Annotated in this window: 18 protein-coding genes; 3 read left to right on the top strand and 15 right to left on the bottom strand. The window is 63.9% G+C overall.

The window, feature by feature from the left end:
• Positions 1-2: 2 nt before the first annotated feature.
• The 12 genes from der to RGQ15_RS06070 form a co-directional block, all read right to left on the bottom strand.
• Positions 3-1475, bottom strand: coding sequence for a ribosome biogenesis GTPase Der (der, locus tag RGQ15_RS06125; protein ID WP_311159331.1), 1473 nt, complete (start codon positions 1473-1475; stop codon positions 3-5).
• On the bottom strand, positions 1472-2794 hold the full coding sequence (locus RGQ15_RS06120; RefSeq protein WP_311159330.1) for an outer membrane protein assembly factor BamB family protein: 1323 nt from the start codon (positions 2792-2794) through the stop codon (positions 1472-1474). The genes der and RGQ15_RS06120 overlap by 4 nt, the downstream gene beginning before the upstream one ends.
• A gap of 61 nt (positions 2795-2855) precedes the next feature.
• Entirely contained in the window at positions 2856-3551 is a 696-nt protein-coding gene (locus RGQ15_RS06115; RefSeq protein WP_311159329.1) for a tetratricopeptide repeat protein, read from the bottom strand.
• 76 nt (positions 3552-3627) lie between these two features.
• Positions 3628-4536, bottom strand: a complete 909-nt coding sequence (gene rarD / locus RGQ15_RS06110) for an EamA family transporter RarD (protein ID WP_311159328.1) — start codon at positions 4534-4536, stop codon at positions 3628-3630.
• A 148-nt stretch (positions 4537-4684) separates the two neighbouring features.
• Positions 4685-5284 carry a superoxide dismutase gene (locus RGQ15_RS06105; protein WP_311159327.1) on the bottom strand — a complete coding sequence of 200 codons (600 nt, stop codon included), beginning with the start codon at positions 5282-5284 and terminating at the stop codon, positions 4685-4687.
• A 125-nt stretch (positions 5285-5409) separates the two neighbouring features.
• On the bottom strand, positions 5410-5844 hold the full coding sequence (locus RGQ15_RS06100; RefSeq protein ID WP_311159326.1) for a hypothetical protein: 435 nt from the start codon (positions 5842-5844) through the stop codon (positions 5410-5412).
• 72 nt (positions 5845-5916) lie between these two features.
• The gene (locus RGQ15_RS06095) at positions 5917-6435 is read right to left on the bottom strand and encodes a sarcosine oxidase subunit gamma (protein ID WP_311159325.1); all 519 of its coding nucleotides are present in this window, start codon (positions 6433-6435) and stop codon (positions 5917-5919) included.
• Positions 6428-9358 (bottom strand): sarcosine oxidase subunit alpha family protein, encoded by a 2931-nt coding sequence (locus tag RGQ15_RS06090; protein ID WP_311159324.1) that lies wholly within the window; start codon positions 9356-9358, stop codon positions 6428-6430. Before RGQ15_RS06090 ends, RGQ15_RS06095 begins: the two co-directional genes overlap by 8 nt.
• The gene (locus RGQ15_RS06085; protein WP_311159323.1) at positions 9355-9720 is read right to left on the bottom strand and encodes a sarcosine oxidase subunit delta; all 366 of its coding nucleotides are present in this window, start codon (positions 9718-9720) and stop codon (positions 9355-9357) included. Before RGQ15_RS06085 ends, RGQ15_RS06090 begins: the two co-directional genes overlap by 4 nt.
• A 3-nt stretch (positions 9721-9723) precedes the next feature.
• Complete coding sequence (locus RGQ15_RS06080) at positions 9724-10059, bottom strand: hypothetical protein (RefSeq protein WP_311159322.1); 336 nt, start codon at positions 10057-10059, stop codon at positions 9724-9726.
• 90 nt (positions 10060-10149) lie between these two features.
• Positions 10150-10392: a hypothetical protein gene (locus tag RGQ15_RS06075; protein WP_311159321.1), complete on the bottom strand. Its 243-nt coding sequence runs from the start codon at positions 10390-10392 to the stop codon at positions 10150-10152.
• A gap of 154 nt (positions 10393-10546) precedes the next feature.
• A complete protein-coding gene (locus RGQ15_RS06070) occupies positions 10547-11821 on the bottom strand; it encodes a sarcosine oxidase subunit beta family protein (RefSeq protein WP_311159320.1) in 1275 nt (424 codons plus the stop codon).
• Positions 11822-12026: 205 nt separating this feature from the next.
• Here RGQ15_RS06070 and ccmI point away from each other — a divergent pair, with 205 nt between their 5' ends.
• From ccmI to RGQ15_RS06055, 3 genes are read left to right on the top strand one after another with little or no spacing between them, the layout of a single operon-like run.
• Positions 12027-13247, top strand: coding sequence for a c-type cytochrome biogenesis protein CcmI (gene ccmI, locus RGQ15_RS06065; protein ID WP_311159319.1), 1221 nt, complete (start codon positions 12027-12029; stop codon positions 13245-13247).
• Positions 13244-13711, top strand: coding sequence for a Holliday junction resolvase RuvX (gene ruvX, locus RGQ15_RS06060; protein ID WP_311159318.1), 468 nt, complete (start codon positions 13244-13246; stop codon positions 13709-13711). Before ccmI ends, ruvX begins: the two co-directional genes overlap by 4 nt.
• A complete protein-coding gene (locus tag RGQ15_RS06055; RefSeq protein WP_311159317.1) occupies positions 13708-13893 on the top strand; it encodes a DUF1289 domain-containing protein in 186 nt (61 codons plus the stop codon). Before ruvX ends, RGQ15_RS06055 begins: the two co-directional genes overlap by 4 nt.
• A gap of 3 nt (positions 13894-13896) precedes the next feature.
• On the opposite strand, the gene RGQ15_RS06050 is transcribed toward RGQ15_RS06055, so the two are convergent.
• The 3 genes from RGQ15_RS06050 to RGQ15_RS06040 form a co-directional block, all read right to left on the bottom strand.
• Entirely contained in the window at positions 13897-16053 is a 2157-nt protein-coding gene (locus RGQ15_RS06050; RefSeq protein WP_311159316.1) for an esterase-like activity of phytase family protein, read from the bottom strand.
• 86 nt (positions 16054-16139) lie between these two features.
• Positions 16140-16490, bottom strand: a complete 351-nt coding sequence (locus RGQ15_RS06045; protein ID WP_311159315.1) for a hypothetical protein — start codon at positions 16488-16490, stop codon at positions 16140-16142.
• Positions 16487-17395, bottom strand: coding sequence for a DnaJ C-terminal domain-containing protein (locus RGQ15_RS06040; RefSeq protein WP_311159314.1), 909 nt, complete (start codon positions 17393-17395; stop codon positions 16487-16489). The genes RGQ15_RS06045 and RGQ15_RS06040 overlap by 4 nt, the downstream gene beginning before the upstream one ends.
• Positions 17396-17434 lie beyond the last annotated feature (39 nt).

The raw sequence follows: 17434 nt of genomic DNA, 5'->3' as shown, positions 1-17434 counted from the left end.
ACTCAGGTCCCTTTGGGCTTCTGGCGGTTCCTGTGCTTGGAGAGAGCGCCCGACTGGCTGATCTTGTTTGCCTTGCTCAGATAGGGATTCTTGGTCCCCTGGTCGCGGAAGGTCAGACGGATCGGAGTACCGGGCATGTCGAAATCTACCCGCAGCCCGTTGATCAGGTAGCGCTGATAGCTGTCGGGGATCTTGTCGGTATGCGTCGCCATGACGACAAAGGCCGGCGGCCGGGTCTTGACCTGGGTCATGTAGCGCAGGCGGATGCGGCGGCCACCGGGGGCCGGCGGCGGATGCGCTTCGGTCATCGCGCCCAGCCACTGGTTCAGGCGGGCGGTCGGCACGCGGCGGTTCCAGACCTCATGGGCCTTCAGGATCGCGTTATGCAGCCGGTCGAGCCCCTTGCCCGTGCGGGCCGAGACGGTGACCAGCGGCGCGCCCTTGAGCTGCGGCAGCAGCCGCTCGAAAGCCTCGCGCAGTTCATTGAGCTTCTGCGGCTTTTCTTCTTCCAAATCCCACTTATTCGCGGCGACGACGACGGCACGGCCCTCGGTCTCGGCGAAATCGGCGATGCGCAGGTCCTGCTGCTCGAAGGGGATGCCCACGTCCAGCAGAACGACGACCACCTCGGCGAAGCGCACGGCGCGCAGTCCATCGGCGACCGAGAGCTTTTCCACCTTGTCGGTCACGCGCGCCTTCTTGCGCATGCCGGCAGTGTCAAAGATCCGGACCGGCGTGCCCATGAATTCGGTTGTGACAGAGATCGAGTCGCGCGTGATCCCGGCTTCGGGGCCGGTCAGCAGGCGATCTTCGCCGATGATCTTGTTGATGAGCGTCGATTTCCCGGCATTCGGGCGACCGATCACCGCGACTTGCAGTGGCTTGTGGATGCTCGGCCGCCAGTCCTCGGCATTGCTCTCGTCGTCATCGGACACGGCAACATCGGTTTCCGGAGCTTGCTGGATGTTCTGCGCCTCGAACTCCTCGGCCAGCGGCACGAGGATGCGATAAAGGTCGTCCATCCCCTCGCCATGTTCGGCGGAAATTCGCAGCGGCTCGCCCAGGCCCAGCGACCAGGCCTCCATCGCACCCGCCTCGCCAGCGCGCCCCTCGGCCTTGTTGGCCGCAAGAATCACGTGTTTCGATCGCTTGCGCAGGATCTCGGCAAAATATTCGTCGGCAGCGGTCACGCCAACGCGGGCGTCGATGACGAACAGGCAAACATCGGCCTCATCCACGGCGCGCTCGGTCAGGCGGCGCATGCGGCCTTGCAGGCTGTCATCGTCAACCAGTTCCAGACCGGCCGAATCGACGACGATGAAGCGCAGGTCGCCAAGGCGTCCCTGTCCCTCGCGCAGGTCGCGCGTCACGCCCGGCTGGTCATCGACCAGCGCCAGCCTCTTTCCGACGAGGCGGTTGAACAGCGTGGACTTGCCGACATTCGGCCGCCCGACAATGGCGAGGGTGAAGCTCATCGGTATGCCATAAGTTGGCCGTCATGGGTGACGACGTAAAGGGTCTGGCCTGCGACGGCCGGGGCCGCCGCGGCGCCGCCCGGTATCTCGGCTTGACCGATAAGGGCGCCCGTGGCGGGATCGAAGACGCGCAGATAGCCGTCCGACGAGGCAAGGTAAAGCCGATTCCCTGCAAGCACCGGGCCGAAATGCGTCCAGACCTTGCCTTGCTTGCGGATGATGTTCTCGCTGAAATAGGGCAGCTTCTGCGCCCAGACACGCCCGCCATTCGCGATATCAAGACGCAGAAGCTGTGCCTGGTCGTTCACCAGGAAGACGGAATTTCCAGCGACAAGTACCGGGCTCGACGCCCCTTCGCGGGCTTCCCAATTCATCGCGCCGGTCGCAAGATCATAGGCACCGACCCGGCCCGAACTCGTTCCCGCATAGACCGTGCTGCCGACCACAACGGGGTCGCCGGTCATGTCGCGGAACAGGGTGATGGAACGTCCAAGGCGCGAACCGGCCACGTTGGCCGTCCAAAGCTGGCTTCCATCCGAGGTGTCGACCCCGGCGAGCTGACCGTTGGAATAGGCGAATACAGCCGTGCCACCAGAAACGGCCGGAGCGCCGCCCCCCATGACGCCCGCCATGCCATTATTGCCGAAGACCCGCCATAGCACCTTGCCATCGGCGGCCCGCACAGCCCAGCCCGTGGCATCACGGCCAAGGGCGTAAACAACCCCGTTCGCGACGGTCGGCGCGCCGCTGATCGGCGCATCGACGCGCTGGCGCCAGACAATGGCACCGCTGCGCGCGTCAAGCGCAATGACCTGACCATAGCCCGAGGTCACATAGACGCGCCCGCCCTCATAGGCGAGACCACCGCCGGAAACACTGCCCGAGGTTTCGGCCGGGGGACGCACATCGGTGCTCCAGACCCGACCGCCACCAGTCGTGGTCGCGGTAACCGAGCTTTGGCTGTCAAGCGTATAGACAATGCCGCCGGCGACAATCGGATCAGCAACGACGCGGTGGCGGCGGTCGGAGCCTGCTCCGATATTCGCGCTCCAGATGCGGCTGGTTCCGGCACCAAGTGCCATGTTGCCCGAGGCATGGCTCGCACTGCCAGCCCGCTGCGGCCAGTCGGCATTTCCGCGCACCGCAGGCAGGGACAGCGCCGTCGTCGTCGGTCCCGCGGCACCTTGGGTGACGGGTCCATCGGGGGAAATCACCGCCCGCGGATCCAGTCGTTCGCCTTGCAGGGTTTCGTCTTGCCGGTTGCAGGCAGTCAGGGCCACGAGGACCGCCATAGTGGCGATCAAAGGAAGCCTTGTCATCGCTGTCTCCTCGTTGCGGCGGGTTCGTCGCATTCTCGTTGTTCCTTGGCCGATGCTGGCGTCATTCCGACGGAGCCAGCGGCATCGTCTGCGGACCCGGACCGGCTGCCTCGTCGGGCGCGGCTCCTAGCGTGATCATCATCTCGGCGAGACGGCGACGCAAGGCTTCGGAAAGCCCATCTTTTTGCTGGATCTGACGGATCAGAACGATGGCGTCATCGGTCCGCCCCGCATTGATCAGCGCAACGGCCTTCTGTTCAAGTGCAAGCAGCTCGAACGGAGCGCCGGGCTTGGACAATTCGGCCAGGATGCCGTCGCGGCGCGCCGCATCCATGTTCGGCCCCGCCACCATCACCGCCTTGAGAAGCGCGAGATCGTGAAAAAGCCTGTTGTCGGCGACGCCTTCGGCTGCCGACTGCAGGCGTTCGGATGCTTTTTCCGTCAGACCGGATTCGGCTTCGACACCGGCAGCCAGCATTTCGGACAGAAGCTTCCGTCCGGCCACGCCCTCGGCATCGATGGCGCCGAGCGCGGCGATCCGGTCCGGCGCATCCTGGGCTGCCAGCACGGCATCACCCCAGGCTTGGGCAGACTGCTCGGCCTTGCGCGCGGAATATTCCCGCCAGGCCGAACCACCGACCAGCGCCAGTATGAGCAGGACCGCGATCCAGCCGTAGCGCCGAAAGGCGTTGAACAGCCTGTCGCGGCGCAGATCCTCGGTGACCTCGTCAATGAAGCTGTCGTTCTGATTGGCCATGTCGTCCCCGTTCGCTTTCGCGCTGTTCTATACGGGCTTGCAACATTTTGCCAATGCCGAGGCTGACTGGCGTTGATCACGTGCTTTGGCGCAGGCCAAAGGCGCCGCGGCGGATCGCAGGCGCAGAGTAGAGCGCAAGGGCCAGCCAGATCAGCGGAAAGGCGATCATGTGCCAGCCTGTAACCGTTTCTCCGAAAATCGCGACCGCACAGAAGAATTGCAGGGTCGGATTGATGTACTGCATGATGCCGATCGTCGCCATGCCCACGCGGCGCGTTGCATAGCTGAAAAGGATCAAGGGCAGCGCCGTCACCACCCCGGAGGAGATCAGCAGAAGCGTAAGGCGCAGGTCAGTTCCGAAAACCAGCCCTTGGGGAAAGGGGTCGGGCAAGGCGCCGAAACCCTGAAGCAGCAACCAGCCAAGGGCGATGGGGCCAAGAATCGCCACTTCGCAGGCGACCGAAACGACCGGACCCATCGGCAAGGTCTTCTTCACTACGCCATACAAGCCGAAGCTAATCGCCAGGACCAGGCTGATCCATGGCGCGGCGCCCAACCCCCAGCTGAGCAGGGCGACTGCAAAGGCCGCGAGCCCGATCGCGAAGCGTTGCAACGTGCTCAGCCGCTCACCGAATGCCAGAACCCCGGCCAGAACCGCAACCAGCGGGAAGATGTAATAGCCAAGCGAACTTTCGACGACATGCCCTGATTGAACGGCCCAGATGAAGATGCCCCAGTTGAGCGAGATAACCAGCGCCGCGAGGCAGATCTTCGGCAGATGAGGTCCGCTGAGCGCCTCTCGTAAAAGGGCAACACGACCCTGTGCCGCAAGCAGAAAGACAAAGAAGACAAGCGAGAACAGCGTTCGGAAGGCCAGCACTTCGAGGACCGGAACACCCACCATCAGGTGATAGAACAGCGGGCAGAAGCCCCAGACCACGCAGGCCAGGACCATCGCCCAGAAACCCTTGCTCCATTCCGTCATGATTTTCTCCGCCTGAGGCAAGCCGGCACATGCGCCCGTTTGCATGGAAGAGCAAGTGGTATGGTAGGTTTGCGCTACAATCGTGAACGACGCGCTAAAAAGAAAAGACCCGCCTTTCGGCGGGCCTTTGATCGCAAGCGGGTCGGGTTCAGAGGCGCGAGGCCACGTTTTCCCAGTTCACGAGCTTGTCGAGGAAGTTCTCGAGATATTTCGGACGGGCATTGCGGAAGTCGATGTAGTAGCTGTGCTCCCACACGTCGCAGCCCAGAAGCGCGGTCTGGCCGAAGCAGAGCGGGTTCACGCCGTTTTCGGTCTTGGTGACCTTGAGCGAACCATCCGCATCCTTGACGAGCCAAGCCCAGCCCGATCCAAACTGGCCGACGCCGGCAGCCGAGAAGTCCTGTTTGAACTTGTCGACCGAGCCGAAGGATTCAGTGATAGCCTTTTCCAGTTCGCCCGGCATTGCGCCCGGGTTCGGACCCATCATTTCCCAGAACTGGGCGTGGTTCCAATGCTGGCTCGCATTGTTGAAGATGCCGTTCTGAGCCACCGCACCCGATTGGTAGGTGCCCTTGACGATGTCCTCGAGGCTCTTGCCTTCCCACTCGGTGCCCGAAACCAGCTCGTTCAGCTTGTCGACATAGGCCTTGTGGTGTTTGTCGTGGTGGAATTCCAGCGTTTCTTTCGACATGCCGCCCGCAGCAAGTGCGTCATGGGCATAGGGAAGATCGGGAAGCGTGAAGGCCATTTTCGATTTCCTTTCCAAAGGTTTCGGAACAGGGTTCTGACACAGCTGGATAGCGGGGGAAAGCCCTGTATCGCGATGATCCGTCAGGCGTCAGAACGCGCGATGAATGTCTGGGTTCCTTGCCGCTACTCTGGCGGTGACAGGCAGAGGCCCTGCCCCCGCATCGTGTTTGCATATCCTTGCGCCTCGACGTTGAGAATCGCGGCACCATCCTTTTTGTTCACCGTCAGACGGTAATCAAGCCGTTCGGCGAATTGGCCGGAATGATTGGTCACCCTGCCCAATGCCCAGCCATAAGTGCGACTCGCGGCCGTGTCCGCAGTGATGACCGCCTTGATCGGCCGACCGACCAGATCCTGCAGGATCGGATCGAACACCTCGATCCGGCCATTATTCTGCCCTGAAGTCTGACGGGTGAGCATCAGGAACTCGGGAACCCAACCCGTCCCACTTTGATCTTCCAACTCGCACATCATGACGCGTGGACGGTTCGCGTCCTCCTGTCCAAGGGCCGAGACCGGAAGGCAAAGAGCAAGGCAAAGGAACGGAAGGCGTGGCATGGGGCGGCTCTTGCTGGATCTGCGGCCCAGCTTAAGCCGCCTTCGCCCCGCCACAAGATGCGAAGTGCCGCATCAGCGGGGCTCGAGCTGGGTTCCGCCCTGTGCCGCGCCCATCAGCAGGCCGCGCAGATAGTCTCCGACCGAGCGAAAACCGATCAGGGTGAAACCATCCGCCTGGCGCCAGATCCCGCACGCCACCTGAGCGGCCCTTGTACGACGCATACCGTTTTCGGGCATGGATGCGATATCGGTCGGGCAAAGCTTCATCAGGACCTGCTGCGCCTTGGCGCCCTCGATCGCGAAGGCAGCGCGCATGTCGCTCACGTCCAGGACCAGGGCATGCTGGGACGAAAGCGCCGCGTTCAGCGACTCGACCGTTGCCGCGACCTCGCTGCGGGGCAGTACAAGCAGCAACTCGTCCGGCGACATCCAGCACAGCCGTCGCGCACCATCGGCGCTGGTCGTGCCCGATGCGGGCACGGTGACGCCCGCCGCTGCGGCGATGGCTTCGCCCGCGCTTTCAAGATCGGCCCGGATCTGGATCATGCCCAGATCCGCAACTTCGGTTATTCGTGCCAGCGCCTCAGCCATTCGCCCGGCTCCCTTCCTTGTCGTAGAAGACGGGATCGACGATCCGCGCCTTGTAGCTTTGCTCGCCCGCAACCGGGAATTCGAGGACCTCGCCCATACGATCGGGCCCATGCAGGACCAGGCCCATGGCAATCGGCTTGTTGAGGGTCGGCGAAACATAGGTCGAGGTCACCCGACCCTGGGTATTGCGCTGGCCGTTGCCATTGACGCCATCGGCGACAGCGTAGACGCCATCGGGCAGCATGCGGCCGTCAAGGCTTTCCAGCCCCACCAGTTTCCAGCGTTCCGAAGAGGCCATGAAGCTGCGCTCCTGCGCGCGCTTGCCGATATAGTCGGCCTTCTTCTTCGAGATCGCCCAACTCATGCCCAGATCCTGCGGGATCACCGTTCCGTCGGTTTCGTCACCGATCATGATGAAACCCTTTTCGGCGCGCATGACGTGCATCGCCTCGGTGCCATAGGGCGTGATGTCCAGATCCTTGCCAGCTTCGTGCAGCCTTTCCCAAAGCTCCAGACCCCGCTTGGCGGGAACCGACACCTCGAAGCTCAGTTCCCCCGAGAAGCTGATACGGTAGACCCGTGCCGGGATGCCGGCAATCTCACCCTCGGCCCAACCCATGAAGGGCAGCGCCTCGGCAGAAAGGTCCATGCCCCCCAGCCGCTCGAGCAGGATGCGGGCCTTGGGTCCGACGACTGCGACCTGTGCCCATTGCTCGGTCACGTTCGCCGTATAGACCTTCCAGTCCCACCATTCGCACTGCAACCAGTCCTCCATATGGGCGTGGATGCGATCCGCGCCGCCGGTGGTTGTATGAACAAGCCAGGTATCCTCGGAAAGACGCGCGGCGACGCCATCATCGGTCAGGAAGCCGTTCTCGGTGCAGATCAGGCCATAGCGGCACTTGCCAACCGGCAGGGTCGACATCATGCCGGTATAGATCATGTCGAGGAAACGCCCCGCATCGGGACCCTTCACGATGATCTTGCCAAGGGTCGAGGCATCGAGCGTGCCGACCGAGGCGCGCACCGCCCTGACTTCGCGCGCGATCGCGTCGTGATGCGTTTCGCCCGCCTTCGGATAGCAATAGGGACGACGCCAATGGCCGACGGGCTCCCAATGCGCGCCCTTGGCTTCGTGCCAGCCATGCATCGGCGTCTTGCGCAGGGGCTGGAACAAGTCTCCCCGAGCCTCTGCCGCGATCGTGCCGAGCGTGAGCGGCGTGTAAGGCGGGCGGAAGGTCGTCGTCCCGGTCTGCGGGATCGCCTGCTTCAGCGCCTTGGACAGCACCGCGAGGCCGTTGATGTTGCTGACCTTGCCTTGGTCAGTCGCCATCCCGAGCGTAGTATAACGCTTGGTATGCTCGACGCTTTCATAGCCTTCCTGTGCGGCGAGTTCGACATCCGAGACCTTCACGTCGTTCTGGAAGTCGAGCCACATCTTGAACTTCATCTTGCGGGTCGCATTGATCGGCATGACCCAGACCGGCAGCAGGGGCTGCTCAGCCGCGGCGCCCGTCAAGGTGGCCACTGCCAGATCACCCGCGGCCGCGCCGACAGGCGTCGCCATCGCCTGGCCATCGGCGCCGGTCGGGGGACGGCCGGTATCGGGGGAGAACATCGCCTGTGCATCGGACCAGTTCAGCTTGCCGCCGCAATGACTCCACAGATGGACGACCGGGGACCAGCCACCCGACATCGCGACGCAATCAGCCTCGATTATTTCGGACACCTGACCCGCGCCGGTGTGCGAGCAAATCTTTACCGCCTCGACGGTCTGGCCGCCCTTGATCCCGGCAATCGCGCTGGCAGCAAGGATGCGGACACCGCGCGACCGGACGGCTTCGGGCAGCGCGCCCGTGACCTCGTGACGCGCATCGATTACCGCAGGCACTTCAAGCCCGGCATCCAGCGCGGTCAGCACTGTGCGATAGGCATCGTCGTTGTTGGTGACGATAACGATGCGACGCCCGGGTGCGACGCCGTAATCGGCAATGAAATCACGCACCGCCGAGGCAAGGATCACGCCCGGCACATCATTGCCCGCAAAGCTCAGCGGACGTTCGAGCGCCCCCGAGGCGATGATCACATGTCCGGCCCGGATGCGCCACAGACGCTGCCGCGGGATGCCCGCATTCGGATCGTGATCCGCAAGCGCCTCGCGCGCGATCAGATAACCGTGGTCATAAAGCCCGGTCGCCATCGTGTTGCGGCGCAGGGTTACGTTGGGCATGGCGCGAAGTTCGCCCAGCAGCGCGTCGACCAGTGCCTGACCGTTCGCATGATCGGTCGGGGTGCGACCGCCCCAATGCCCGGTCTGTTCCAGAACGGTGACCGTCTTGCCCTCGCGTGCCGCATCGCGCGCGGCCGACAGCCCGGCGATGCCGCCACCCACCACGACAAGATCGGCATGGCCGTAGGCCTGCTCGTAGGTATCAAGGTCGGCATCGGTCGGCGCTTTGCCGAGGCCTGCCGAGCGGCGGATGATCGGTTCGAAGACGTGCTTCCAGAACGGGCGGGGGTGGATGAAGGTCTTGTAATAGAAGCCCGCCGGGAAGAACCGATAGAGCCAGCTGTTCACAGCGCCCACATCGACGGACAGGCTGGGCCAACAGTTCTGGCTTTGCGTCACCATTCCGCCGACCAGAGGCGTGGTCGTGGCGCGCTGGTTCGGCTCGAACCGGCCGCCCTGGCCAAGGCCCAGCAGGGCGTTCGGCTCTTCGGCACCCGAAGCGATCGGGCCGCGGGGGCGGTGATACTTGAACGAACGCCCCATCATCAGCTGGCCGTTCGCCAGCAGGGCCGAGGCCAGCGTGTCGCCCTGCAAGCCGCGCATCTGCCTCCCGTCGAAACGGAATGGCAACGGGTAGGCGCGGTCGATCAGGCGACCGCCACGGGACAGGCGGAAGGGTCCGGAATCGCTCATTCTGTCAGGCTTTCGGCAGAGGTGTTCGAGTTGTCTTGGGGCCAGTCGGGCATCCAGTCCGGGCGTCTGGCCTGGATGGCGGCGACGATCTCGGGCGTGGGATGGGGGGTCTGGGCCGTATAGGTCCCAAAGACCTCAAGCGTGATCGTGCAGCGCGCCGCCATGAACCATTTCCCGCAGCCGTAGGCATGGCGCCAACGCTCGAAATGGACGCCCTTGGGGTTCTTGCGGGCGAAAAGATACGCCTCGAAATCTTCATCCGTGGAGCCGGGCCCGAACCGTTTCAGATGCGCCTCGCCACCTGGGTGCAGTTCGGTCTCTTCGGCGGCAACACCGCAATAGGGGCAGGTCAGGGTCAGCATCGTTCACTCCTTGGGCGGCAATGCGCGCACGGTCTTCATTGCCCAGCCGGTCAGCCGGGCACGTATCTTGTCATCGGAAAGGGAATCGCCAGAGAGCCAGATCCAGCCGGGATAGGCGTGACCGCCATGGACCATTCGTTCGGAACCGGGGATGTCAAGCGCGGCGGCCTCATGGGGCCTGCCAACGCGGTACATCCCGCGGCCTTCGCGGATGGCGCAGATCATGTTGCCGTGGGACAGAAAACAGAGGCCGCCGAACATCGGCTTTTCGCCAAGGCCGGGTATTGCCCCGAGGTCCTTGCGCATCACCTCTTCCATGCCGGGGTCGCGAACCATCACGCGGCACTCCCGACAGGGGCATGTTCCGCATGACACAGGGGCAGGCGGAACAGCAGAGCGGGGACGACCGAGGCCGCCCCCTCAATAAAATCAGTTGTTGGCCGGGGGCGTGGCGTCGGCGGGCGCGGGCTCGGTCGTGGCAGGCGCCGCTGGCTCGACACTGACGGCTCCGTCGGTCGGCGCGGGCTCGGGGGCCGGTGTCGTGACGGCGCCGGTCTCTGCAGGCACGGTCGGCTCGGGGGTGCCGGACGACATGTACCAGTAGATGACTGCCAGCACCACGACGACGGCGCCGATGATGAGCCAGAGATTGCCCTTGTTCTGTTCGGCCATGAAGGAAGCTCCTTGGTCAGGGGGACGTGTCCGACCAATGCACAACCATCAAAAGAGTTCCCCGCGCGATGCAGAGCCAGAGGCGCGAGTCCCGCATGGGCAAGAACCCGCGCGTCGCGGGTTCCAGCCGGCATGAGCTCGCGCAGGTTCTCCATCAGTGCGCGACCCCCGCCGCGACGCTTTCGTCGATGAATCGGCCTTCCTTGAAGCGGTTCAGGCCGAATTCGGCAGCCAGCGGACCCGGCTCGCCCTTCGCGACCAGCTCGGCCATGGCCCAGCCCGATCCCGGAATTGCCTTGAACCCGCCCGTGCCCCAGCCGCAGTTGACGAAGATATTCCCGACGGGAGTGGTCGAAAGGATCGGTGAGCGGTCGCCGGTCATGTCCACGATCCCGCCCCATTGCCGCAGCATCTTGAGCCGCGACAGCATCGGGAAGGTCTCGACCAGGGCTCGGACCGTTTCCTCGACATGCTGCCACGAGCCGCGCTGCGTGTAGTTGTTGAAACCATCGGTGCCGCCCCCGATCACCATTTCGCCCTTGTCCGATTGCGACAGGTAGCCGTGAACGGTGTTGGCCATGATGACCAGATCGCAGCAAGGTTTGATCGGCTCGCTGACCAGGGCCTGTAGCGCCAGCGATTCGATCGGCAGACGGAAACCCGCCTTTTCCGCCAGAACCGAGGAATGACCCGCGACGACCAGTGCAAGCTTGTCGCATTCGATCCGGCCCTTGCCGGTATTCACGGCCTTGACCTGCCCGCCTTCGGTCTCGATGCCCGAGACCTCGCAGTTCTGGATGATGTGCATGCCCATGGCCGAGCAGGCGCGGGCATAACCCCAGGCCACGGCGTCATGCCGTGCAGTGCCGCCCCGCTCTTGATAGAGCCCGCCCAGGACAGGATAGCGCGGCCCTTCGATGTTGATGATCGGCAGCATCTGCTTGATGCGCTCGGGCGTGACCCACTCGGTCGCCACGTTCTGCAACTGGTTGGCATAGACGGTGCGCTTGTAGCCACGCACCTCGTGCTCGGTCTGGGCCAGCATCAACAACCCGCGCGGGCTGAACATCACGTTGTAGTTCAGGTCCTGCGACAGGTTCTCGTAAAGCTTCAGCGCCTTGTCGTAGATCGCAGCCGAGGGGTCCTGCAGGTAGTTCGAGCGGATGATGGTCGTGTTCCGACCGGTATTGCCGCCCCCCAACCAACCTTTCTCGATGATCGCGACGTCAGTGATGCCGAAGTTCTTGCCCAGGTAATAGGCCGTTGCCAGCCCGTGGCCACCCGCCCCCACGATCACCACCTGGTACTTTTTCTTGGGTTCGGGACTGGCCCAGGCACGCTTCCATCCGGTGTGCAGGCGCATCGCCTCGCGCGCGATGGCAAAGACCGAGTAGCGGCCGGTGCTGTTTGAGGCGGGATTGGCGGACATGGGCGGACCTTTCGAGACTCTCGTGACGCAGAGTGGAATCTTCCTGCTCTTCGGGCAAGGCGGGCATGCGACGGGGAAACTGTCAAAATGCGTCACATATCTGCGCATATCTCCCGCATGGGGCGCGCAGCATGTCGCAGGTCTTTGACTTTTGCCCTCGCGACAAAACCGCTATGACGCGATCGGAGGCGGCAGGGAGTATGTGATGTTCTGGATTATCTGTGCGGCGTTGACGGCAATCGTGGCAATCGCCATTGCCGCGCCTCTGATCCGTCGCCGGACGACCGGCGAGGAACCGGCGGCTGCCTATGACCTGCGGATCTATCGCGACCAGCTTCGCGAGGTCGAGCGCGATCTCGAGCGTGGTCTTGTCGAGCCGTCCGAAGCCGAGCGGCTGCGCAACGAGATCGGTCGCAAGGTTCTGTCCGCCGACCGGGCCCTTGCGCGCGAGACGGCGGCGCGGCGTGCGCCGGGCGGACCGGCCGCGATCGCGATCCTCGTCCTGCTCATTGTGGGGACGGTCCTTCTGTACCAGCGGATAGGCTCGCCCGAGATGCCGGACGAACCGATCGCCGAGCGTGTAGCCCTGGCCCAGGCATTCTACGAGGATCGCCCGAGCCAGACCGAGGCGGAAAATGCCGCGCCCAAGCCCCAGCCAGCCCAGGTCGACCCCGAATACCAGGCGCTGATCGACCAGCTTCGTGCGACCGTCGCAAGAAAGCCTGACGATCCGCGCGGACAGGAGCTTTTGTCCCAGCACGAAGAACGACTGGGCAACCTGATCGCCGCGAAAGACGCCCAGGCCCGGCTGATCAAGTTGCAGGCGGAGAAGGCAACGGCGGCGGACCATGTTCGTCTTGCGGCGCTCAGCGCTCAGGCGGCAGGCGGGCTTATCACGCGCGAAGCCGAGGCGGAAATTGCCCGCGCGCTCGAGATCGAACCCGGCAACCCCCAGGCGCGCTACATGGTGGGCCTGGTCCATATCCAGAGCGGTCGGCCGGATCGTGCCTTCCCGATCTGGGCGGACCTTCTGTCCGAAGGTCATCACAATGCTGAATGGGTCCCGACGGTCCGGATGGCGATCAGCGATCTTGCCTGGTTCGCGGGGGAGCCCAGCTATGTCCCGCCCGAGGAAGGGGCGCGAAGGCTTCCGGGACCCGACGCGGCCACCATGGCCGCGGCCGAGGACATGACGCCCGATCAGCGTCAGGAAATGATCGAGGGCATGGTTCAGGGGCTGGAAACCCGTCTCGCGACGCAAGGAGGCAGCCCCGAGGAATGGGCGAGGCTCATTTCGGCCCTTGTGGTCGTTGGCAAAAAAGACCATGCGCAGGACATCCTGGGCGAGGCGCGGATGCGTTTTGCCTCCATTCCCGAGGCGCTCGAGATCGTCGAGACCGCGGGCAAGCAATCGGGGCTGCAATGATCTGCGAGACGATCGAGGAATTCGCCGCGACCCTGCCGCGGGCGGGGGCGATCGCCGGGCTGGATCTGGGCACCAAGACGATTGGCGTTGCCGTCAGCGACGGGTTGCGCGGCGTCGCTTCTCCGCTCACGGTCATCCGGCGCGTCAAGTTCACGGCCGATGCCGAGGCGCTGCTGAAGATCGCGGCGGAACGGGGGCTGGTCGGGCTGGTGCTGGGGCTGCCGCGCAACATGGACGGCTCCGAAGGTCCCCGCGCGCAATCGACCCGTGCATTTGCCCGGAACCTTGAACGGCTGACGCCCCTGCCGATCAGCTTCTGGGATGAACGCCTTTCGACCGTCGCGGCCGAACGCGCGCTGCTTGAAGGCGATACCTCGCGCAAGCGCCGCGCCGAGGTAATCGACCAGGTGGCAGCGGGGTACATTCTGCAAGGTGCGCTGGACCGGCTTCGTTTTCTGGAATGAAGCCTTCCAGCCCCTGCATCGACATCTGCCAGATCGATGCGAAGTCCCGCCTGTGCATTGGCTGCCTGCGGAGCATGGACGAGATCGCGGCCTGGGGCAGTCTTCCTGAAACCGAAAGGCTGGCCATCATGGCCAGCCTGCCTGCGCGCAAGACGGACCGGGACGCAGAGCCCCGGCCCTGATCCTTACATCTTGAACGACCAGAAGAAAGTTTCGCCCGAGGCATCGTCGACGCCATCATTGTCGGTCGCGACCCAGGCAGTGCCGTCGGGCGAAATGGCAAGGCTTTCGACCTTGTCCTGAACATAGCCGTTCCACTGCTTCAGGTCGGGGATCAGGTCGCGCACCACCTTCTTTTCGACCAGGGGCAATTCCCCGCCCAGCGGTGCCGGCTTCAGCCCCGACAGCGCAACCGAGGTGATCTGCTTCAGCTTGGCTGCCTGCCCGATCTGGTTGTCGCGCTCGATCAGGTAGAGATTGTCGCCGTGAATGGCTATCTCGGACAGGCCGACCCAGCCTTCGCCCGATTCCAGTGGATAATGGACGCCGGCCCAATCCCCGGTGGCGGGATCGAACTGCAGCAGCTTGGTCCGGCCTTCTGGATCATCCTTCCATTCGCGCTGGACAGCCATCCAGAGCTTTCCGTCCGAAGCCATCGCGATCCCTTCGAGCCCGAAGCGGGTCGATTGGGCCGTCAGTTCCGCCGGAAGCTCGATCGCCTGCGAAACCTCGCCATCGGCATCGACATGCAGGATCTGATGCGGGATTTCCTTTTCCGGATTTCCCTCGCTTGCCAGCCAGAAACCGCCCTGCCCGTCCGAGGCAATGCCTTCCAGATCGAGCTTGCCAACAGGTTCACCCTCTTTGCAGACGGCCATGACCGACGTGATGCGGGCCGGCATGGAGCCCGTCTCGATCCGGTAGATCGAGGGCGCCTTGCCATAGGCGCTGTCATTGACCGCATACAGAACCGAGGGGTCCTTGGCATCGACGGTCAGGCCCGAGATAGCGCCCCAGCCAATCAGGTCCTCGCCGTCCGAAATCAGCGTCGGATAAGCGGGCTCACCTTCGGCACGCTCGTAGATCATGACATGGGAACGGGCGGCGCCGTCCGCGCCCAGATCGGTTTCGTTGGCGCTGGCGAACAGGTTGCGCTGCGGGATCGCCACCAGTCCTTCCGGTCCGATGCCAGAAGGCAGGAACTGGCGAAGCTTCGGCTCGGCCGGATTTGCCACATCGAACACGCCGATCACGCTGCCGCGCTCGGAGCCGACGAAAAGCAGCTTCTCACCGTCAAACTCGGCATATTTCAAGGCTTCGGGCTCGACACCCTTCTTCCCCGAGCGGCCCTCGGGATAGTGGCCGATCCGGACGATTTCATGCTCGAAGCTCGCGCCTGCATCGTAAACGACCGAGCCATCGCGGTTCCAGATGGTGAAGCCGCGCGAGCCTCCCTTCCAGTCACCCTCGTTCGCAGTCGCGAAGTGGTCATTGTCGATCCATGCGACGGTGTCGGGCTCGCGCGCGACACCTTTCAGGCTGCCGGAGAAGTCGAGCTTTCCGTCCTTTTCGATGTCGATGCCGTCAAGGTCGACCGCGCCAGCACTGAAATGCGAAGCAACTTCGCCATCCGCGCCGATCACGACGATGTGGTTGTTTTCCTGCAGCGTGACGACCAGGTCGCCGTTGTCATTGAAGTCCACATATTCGGGTTCGGGATCCTCGGGCGCAACCTCGGCCAGGCCGGTCAACTCGACGACCTGCTTGCCGGCACAATCCACCTGGCCATCCATGATCGGAAGGCGAACGACGAAGCCCGCGGGCATCTGCGGCAGCGCGCCGTCATTGATCTCTTCGTCGCGTTCGTTTTCGATCGCGACGGCCAGCCAGTCACCCTTGGGCGAAAGGGCGACGGAATCGGGCTGCCCCCCCAGATCGCAGTTCGCTGTAACACTTTTGCTGGTCAGGTCCACCGAGCGCAGCACGCCCGATGGCTGCGTGAAGCTTTCCGAGGTATTCACCCCGACAAAGGCGGTCCCGCCCAGGACCACGGTCGTCGTCGGCTCGCCATCCATCGCGATATTGCCAAGCGGCTTCGGCGCATTCGGATCGCGGATGTCAATGAGGCCGATCGCGTTCAGCGGACTGTCCGAATAGATCAGCTCCATCCCGTCGGCGTTCGCGGTCATGATCTCGGCCGAAGTCTCGCGGCCGCGATCCTCTCCCGCAGCCATGTTCTCCGCCGTGGCAAAGCTGGAGATCCGGTTGAAGACAGGCTCAGCAATGGCCGGAGAAGCGGCCGCAAGGGCAATGAGTGAGCAGAATGTCAGGCGAAACTGCATGTTTACCTCGGGGGTTGGAGGGTCCCCGGGGGTGTCGCGCCACCATGTAACAGCGTCTTGTCGCCGCCGTGACGCTTTGATGACCTTTAATCGCGATCCACGATGCGGATCTCTCGGATCGCCGTCTTCAGCCGATTGCGCGTTTCGGCAGGCTCGCGCGCCACTGCGTCCAGAATGGCCCGCATGTCCCCGCGCAGCCCGTGCAACTGATCCACGAGCGAGAGGACAAGCGACAGGCCCTCTGCGTCCAGATGATATCCTTCGGCCAGATCCACGACGAGATGCAGCCGCGCGATGTCCAGTTCGCGAAACAGCGGCCCCGTCTCGGATTGGACGGGCAGCACGACGCCCCCTTCGATATAGCCCTCAAGCTGTTCGCGGGTGAGATCCGGCACCTCGATCAGGGTTTCGGTCAGGGTGTAATGCCTGCGCGTCATTTCCCCCTCCTCGGATCGTAGGCATGGTCCTCGCGCCAGGTTTCCATGAACCGCGCGAGTTCGTCATCCACGTGGGAAGGCATGACGACCTTGAGCACCACATGCTGATCGCCCCGCTTGCCGCCCGCGCCCTTGAGCCCCCTGCCCTTCAGCCGAAGCTTCTGGCCGGTATTGGCGCCGCGCGGAACCGTCAGCATCACCGGCCCGTCGATCGTCTGGGCCTCGACCTTGCCACCAAGGATCGCCTCGTCGATCGTGATGGGCAAGGTCGTCTCAAGATCGTCGCCATCACGCCGCCAGTCGGGATCTTCGGCCACGATCAGCGTCAGCAGCGCGTCGCCCGGACCGCCATCGCCATAGCCGGGACCGCCCTTGCCGCGCAGGCGGATGATCTGGCCGTCACGCGCGCCTTCCGGGATCTTGACGTCCAGCAGCGCACCGTCGGGCATCGTGATCCGCGTGTTTCCGCCACGAGCCGCCGTCATGAAGTCGATTTCCATGGTGAAGCGCTGATCCTGCCCCCGCATGTCGAAACTGCGCGCCCCAGCCCGGCGTCGCGAGGCGCCCTGCCCGAAGAGATCCGAGAAGACATCCGACAGATCCTCGAAGTCCTGAGCCCCCGCGCGATAGGGATTGTCGCCCGCTTGCGCGAAGTCCCGGTAATACTGCCGCTGCGGGCGTTCCTGCCCCGAGGCGTCTATTTCGCCCCGGTCGAAACGGGCGCGCTGGTCGGGGTCCTTCAGCAGATCATAGGCAGAGGAGGCGGCCTTGAAGCGCTCATGCGCCGCGGGATCGGGATTAAGGTCCGGATGGTCAGTCTTGGCGATCCTGCGATAGGCCTTCTTGATTTCGTCCTGACTCGCATTCTTGCTGAGACCCAACGCGCTGTAGGGATCATCGGCCATTGCCGCTCCGTCCTTTCCCGTGACATTGGCCTGCCCCGT

This window comes from Paracoccus sp. MBLB3053 (assembly GCF_031822435.1).
GTDB lineage: Bacteria > Pseudomonadota > Alphaproteobacteria > Rhodobacterales > Rhodobacteraceae > Paracoccus > Paracoccus aurantius.
The sequence above is the reverse complement of the archived record's forward strand: the minus strand, read 5'-3'. Positions and strand labels throughout refer to the sequence as shown.

Bases quoted from the DNA above. Each gene is read 5' to 3' on its own strand.
- RGQ15_RS06115 (WP_311159329.1), bottom strand. From the start codon at position 3,551: ATGGCCAATCAGAACGACAGCTTCATTGACGAGGTCACCGAGGATCTG.
- RGQ15_RS06120 (WP_311159330.1), bottom strand. From the start codon at position 2,794: ATGACAAGGCTTCCTTTGATCGCCACTATGGCGGTCCTCGTGGCCCTG.
- der (WP_311159331.1), bottom strand. From the start codon at position 1,475: ATGAGCTTCACCCTCGCCATTGTCGGGCGGCCGAATGTCGGCAAGTCC.
- RGQ15_RS06105 (WP_311159327.1), bottom strand. From the start codon at position 5,284: ATGGCCTTCACGCTTCCCGATCTTCCCTATGCCCATGACGCACTTGCT.
- RGQ15_RS06045 (WP_311159315.1), bottom strand. From the start codon at position 16,490: ATGACGCGCAGGCATTACACCCTGACCGAAACCCTGATCGAGGTGCCG.
- rarD (WP_311159328.1), bottom strand. From the start codon at position 4,536: ATGACGGAATGGAGCAAGGGTTTCTGGGCGATGGTCCTGGCCTGCGTG.
- RGQ15_RS06100 (WP_311159326.1), bottom strand. From the start codon at position 5,844: ATGCCACGCCTTCCGTTCCTTTGCCTTGCTCTTTGCCTTCCGGTCTCG.
- RGQ15_RS06050 (WP_311159316.1), bottom strand. From the start codon at position 16,053: ATGCAGTTTCGCCTGACATTCTGCTCACTCATTGCCCTTGCGGCCGCT.
- RGQ15_RS06070 (WP_311159320.1), bottom strand. From the start codon at position 11,821: ATGTCCGCCAATCCCGCCTCAAACAGCACCGGCCGCTACTCGGTCTTT.
- ruvX (WP_311159318.1), top strand. From the start codon at position 13,244: ATGATCTGCGAGACGATCGAGGAATTCGCCGCGACCCTGCCGCGGGCG.
- ccmI (WP_311159319.1), top strand. From the start codon at position 12,027: ATGTTCTGGATTATCTGTGCGGCGTTGACGGCAATCGTGGCAATCGCC.
- RGQ15_RS06075 (WP_311159321.1), bottom strand. From the start codon at position 10,392: ATGGCCGAACAGAACAAGGGCAATCTCTGGCTCATCATCGGCGCCGTC.
- RGQ15_RS06090 (WP_311159324.1), bottom strand. From the start codon at position 9,358: ATGAGCGATTCCGGACCCTTCCGCCTGTCCCGTGGCGGTCGCCTGATC.
- RGQ15_RS06040 (WP_311159314.1), bottom strand. From the start codon at position 17,395: ATGGCCGATGATCCCTACAGCGCGTTGGGTCTCAGCAAGAATGCGAGT.
- RGQ15_RS06085 (WP_311159323.1), bottom strand. From the start codon at position 9,720: ATGCTGACCCTGACCTGCCCCTATTGCGGTGTTGCCGCCGAAGAGACC.
- RGQ15_RS06095 (WP_311159325.1), bottom strand. From the start codon at position 6,435: ATGGCTGAGGCGCTGGCACGAATAACCGAAGTTGCGGATCTGGGCATG.
- RGQ15_RS06055 (WP_311159317.1), top strand. From the start codon at position 13,708: ATGAAGCCTTCCAGCCCCTGCATCGACATCTGCCAGATCGATGCGAAG.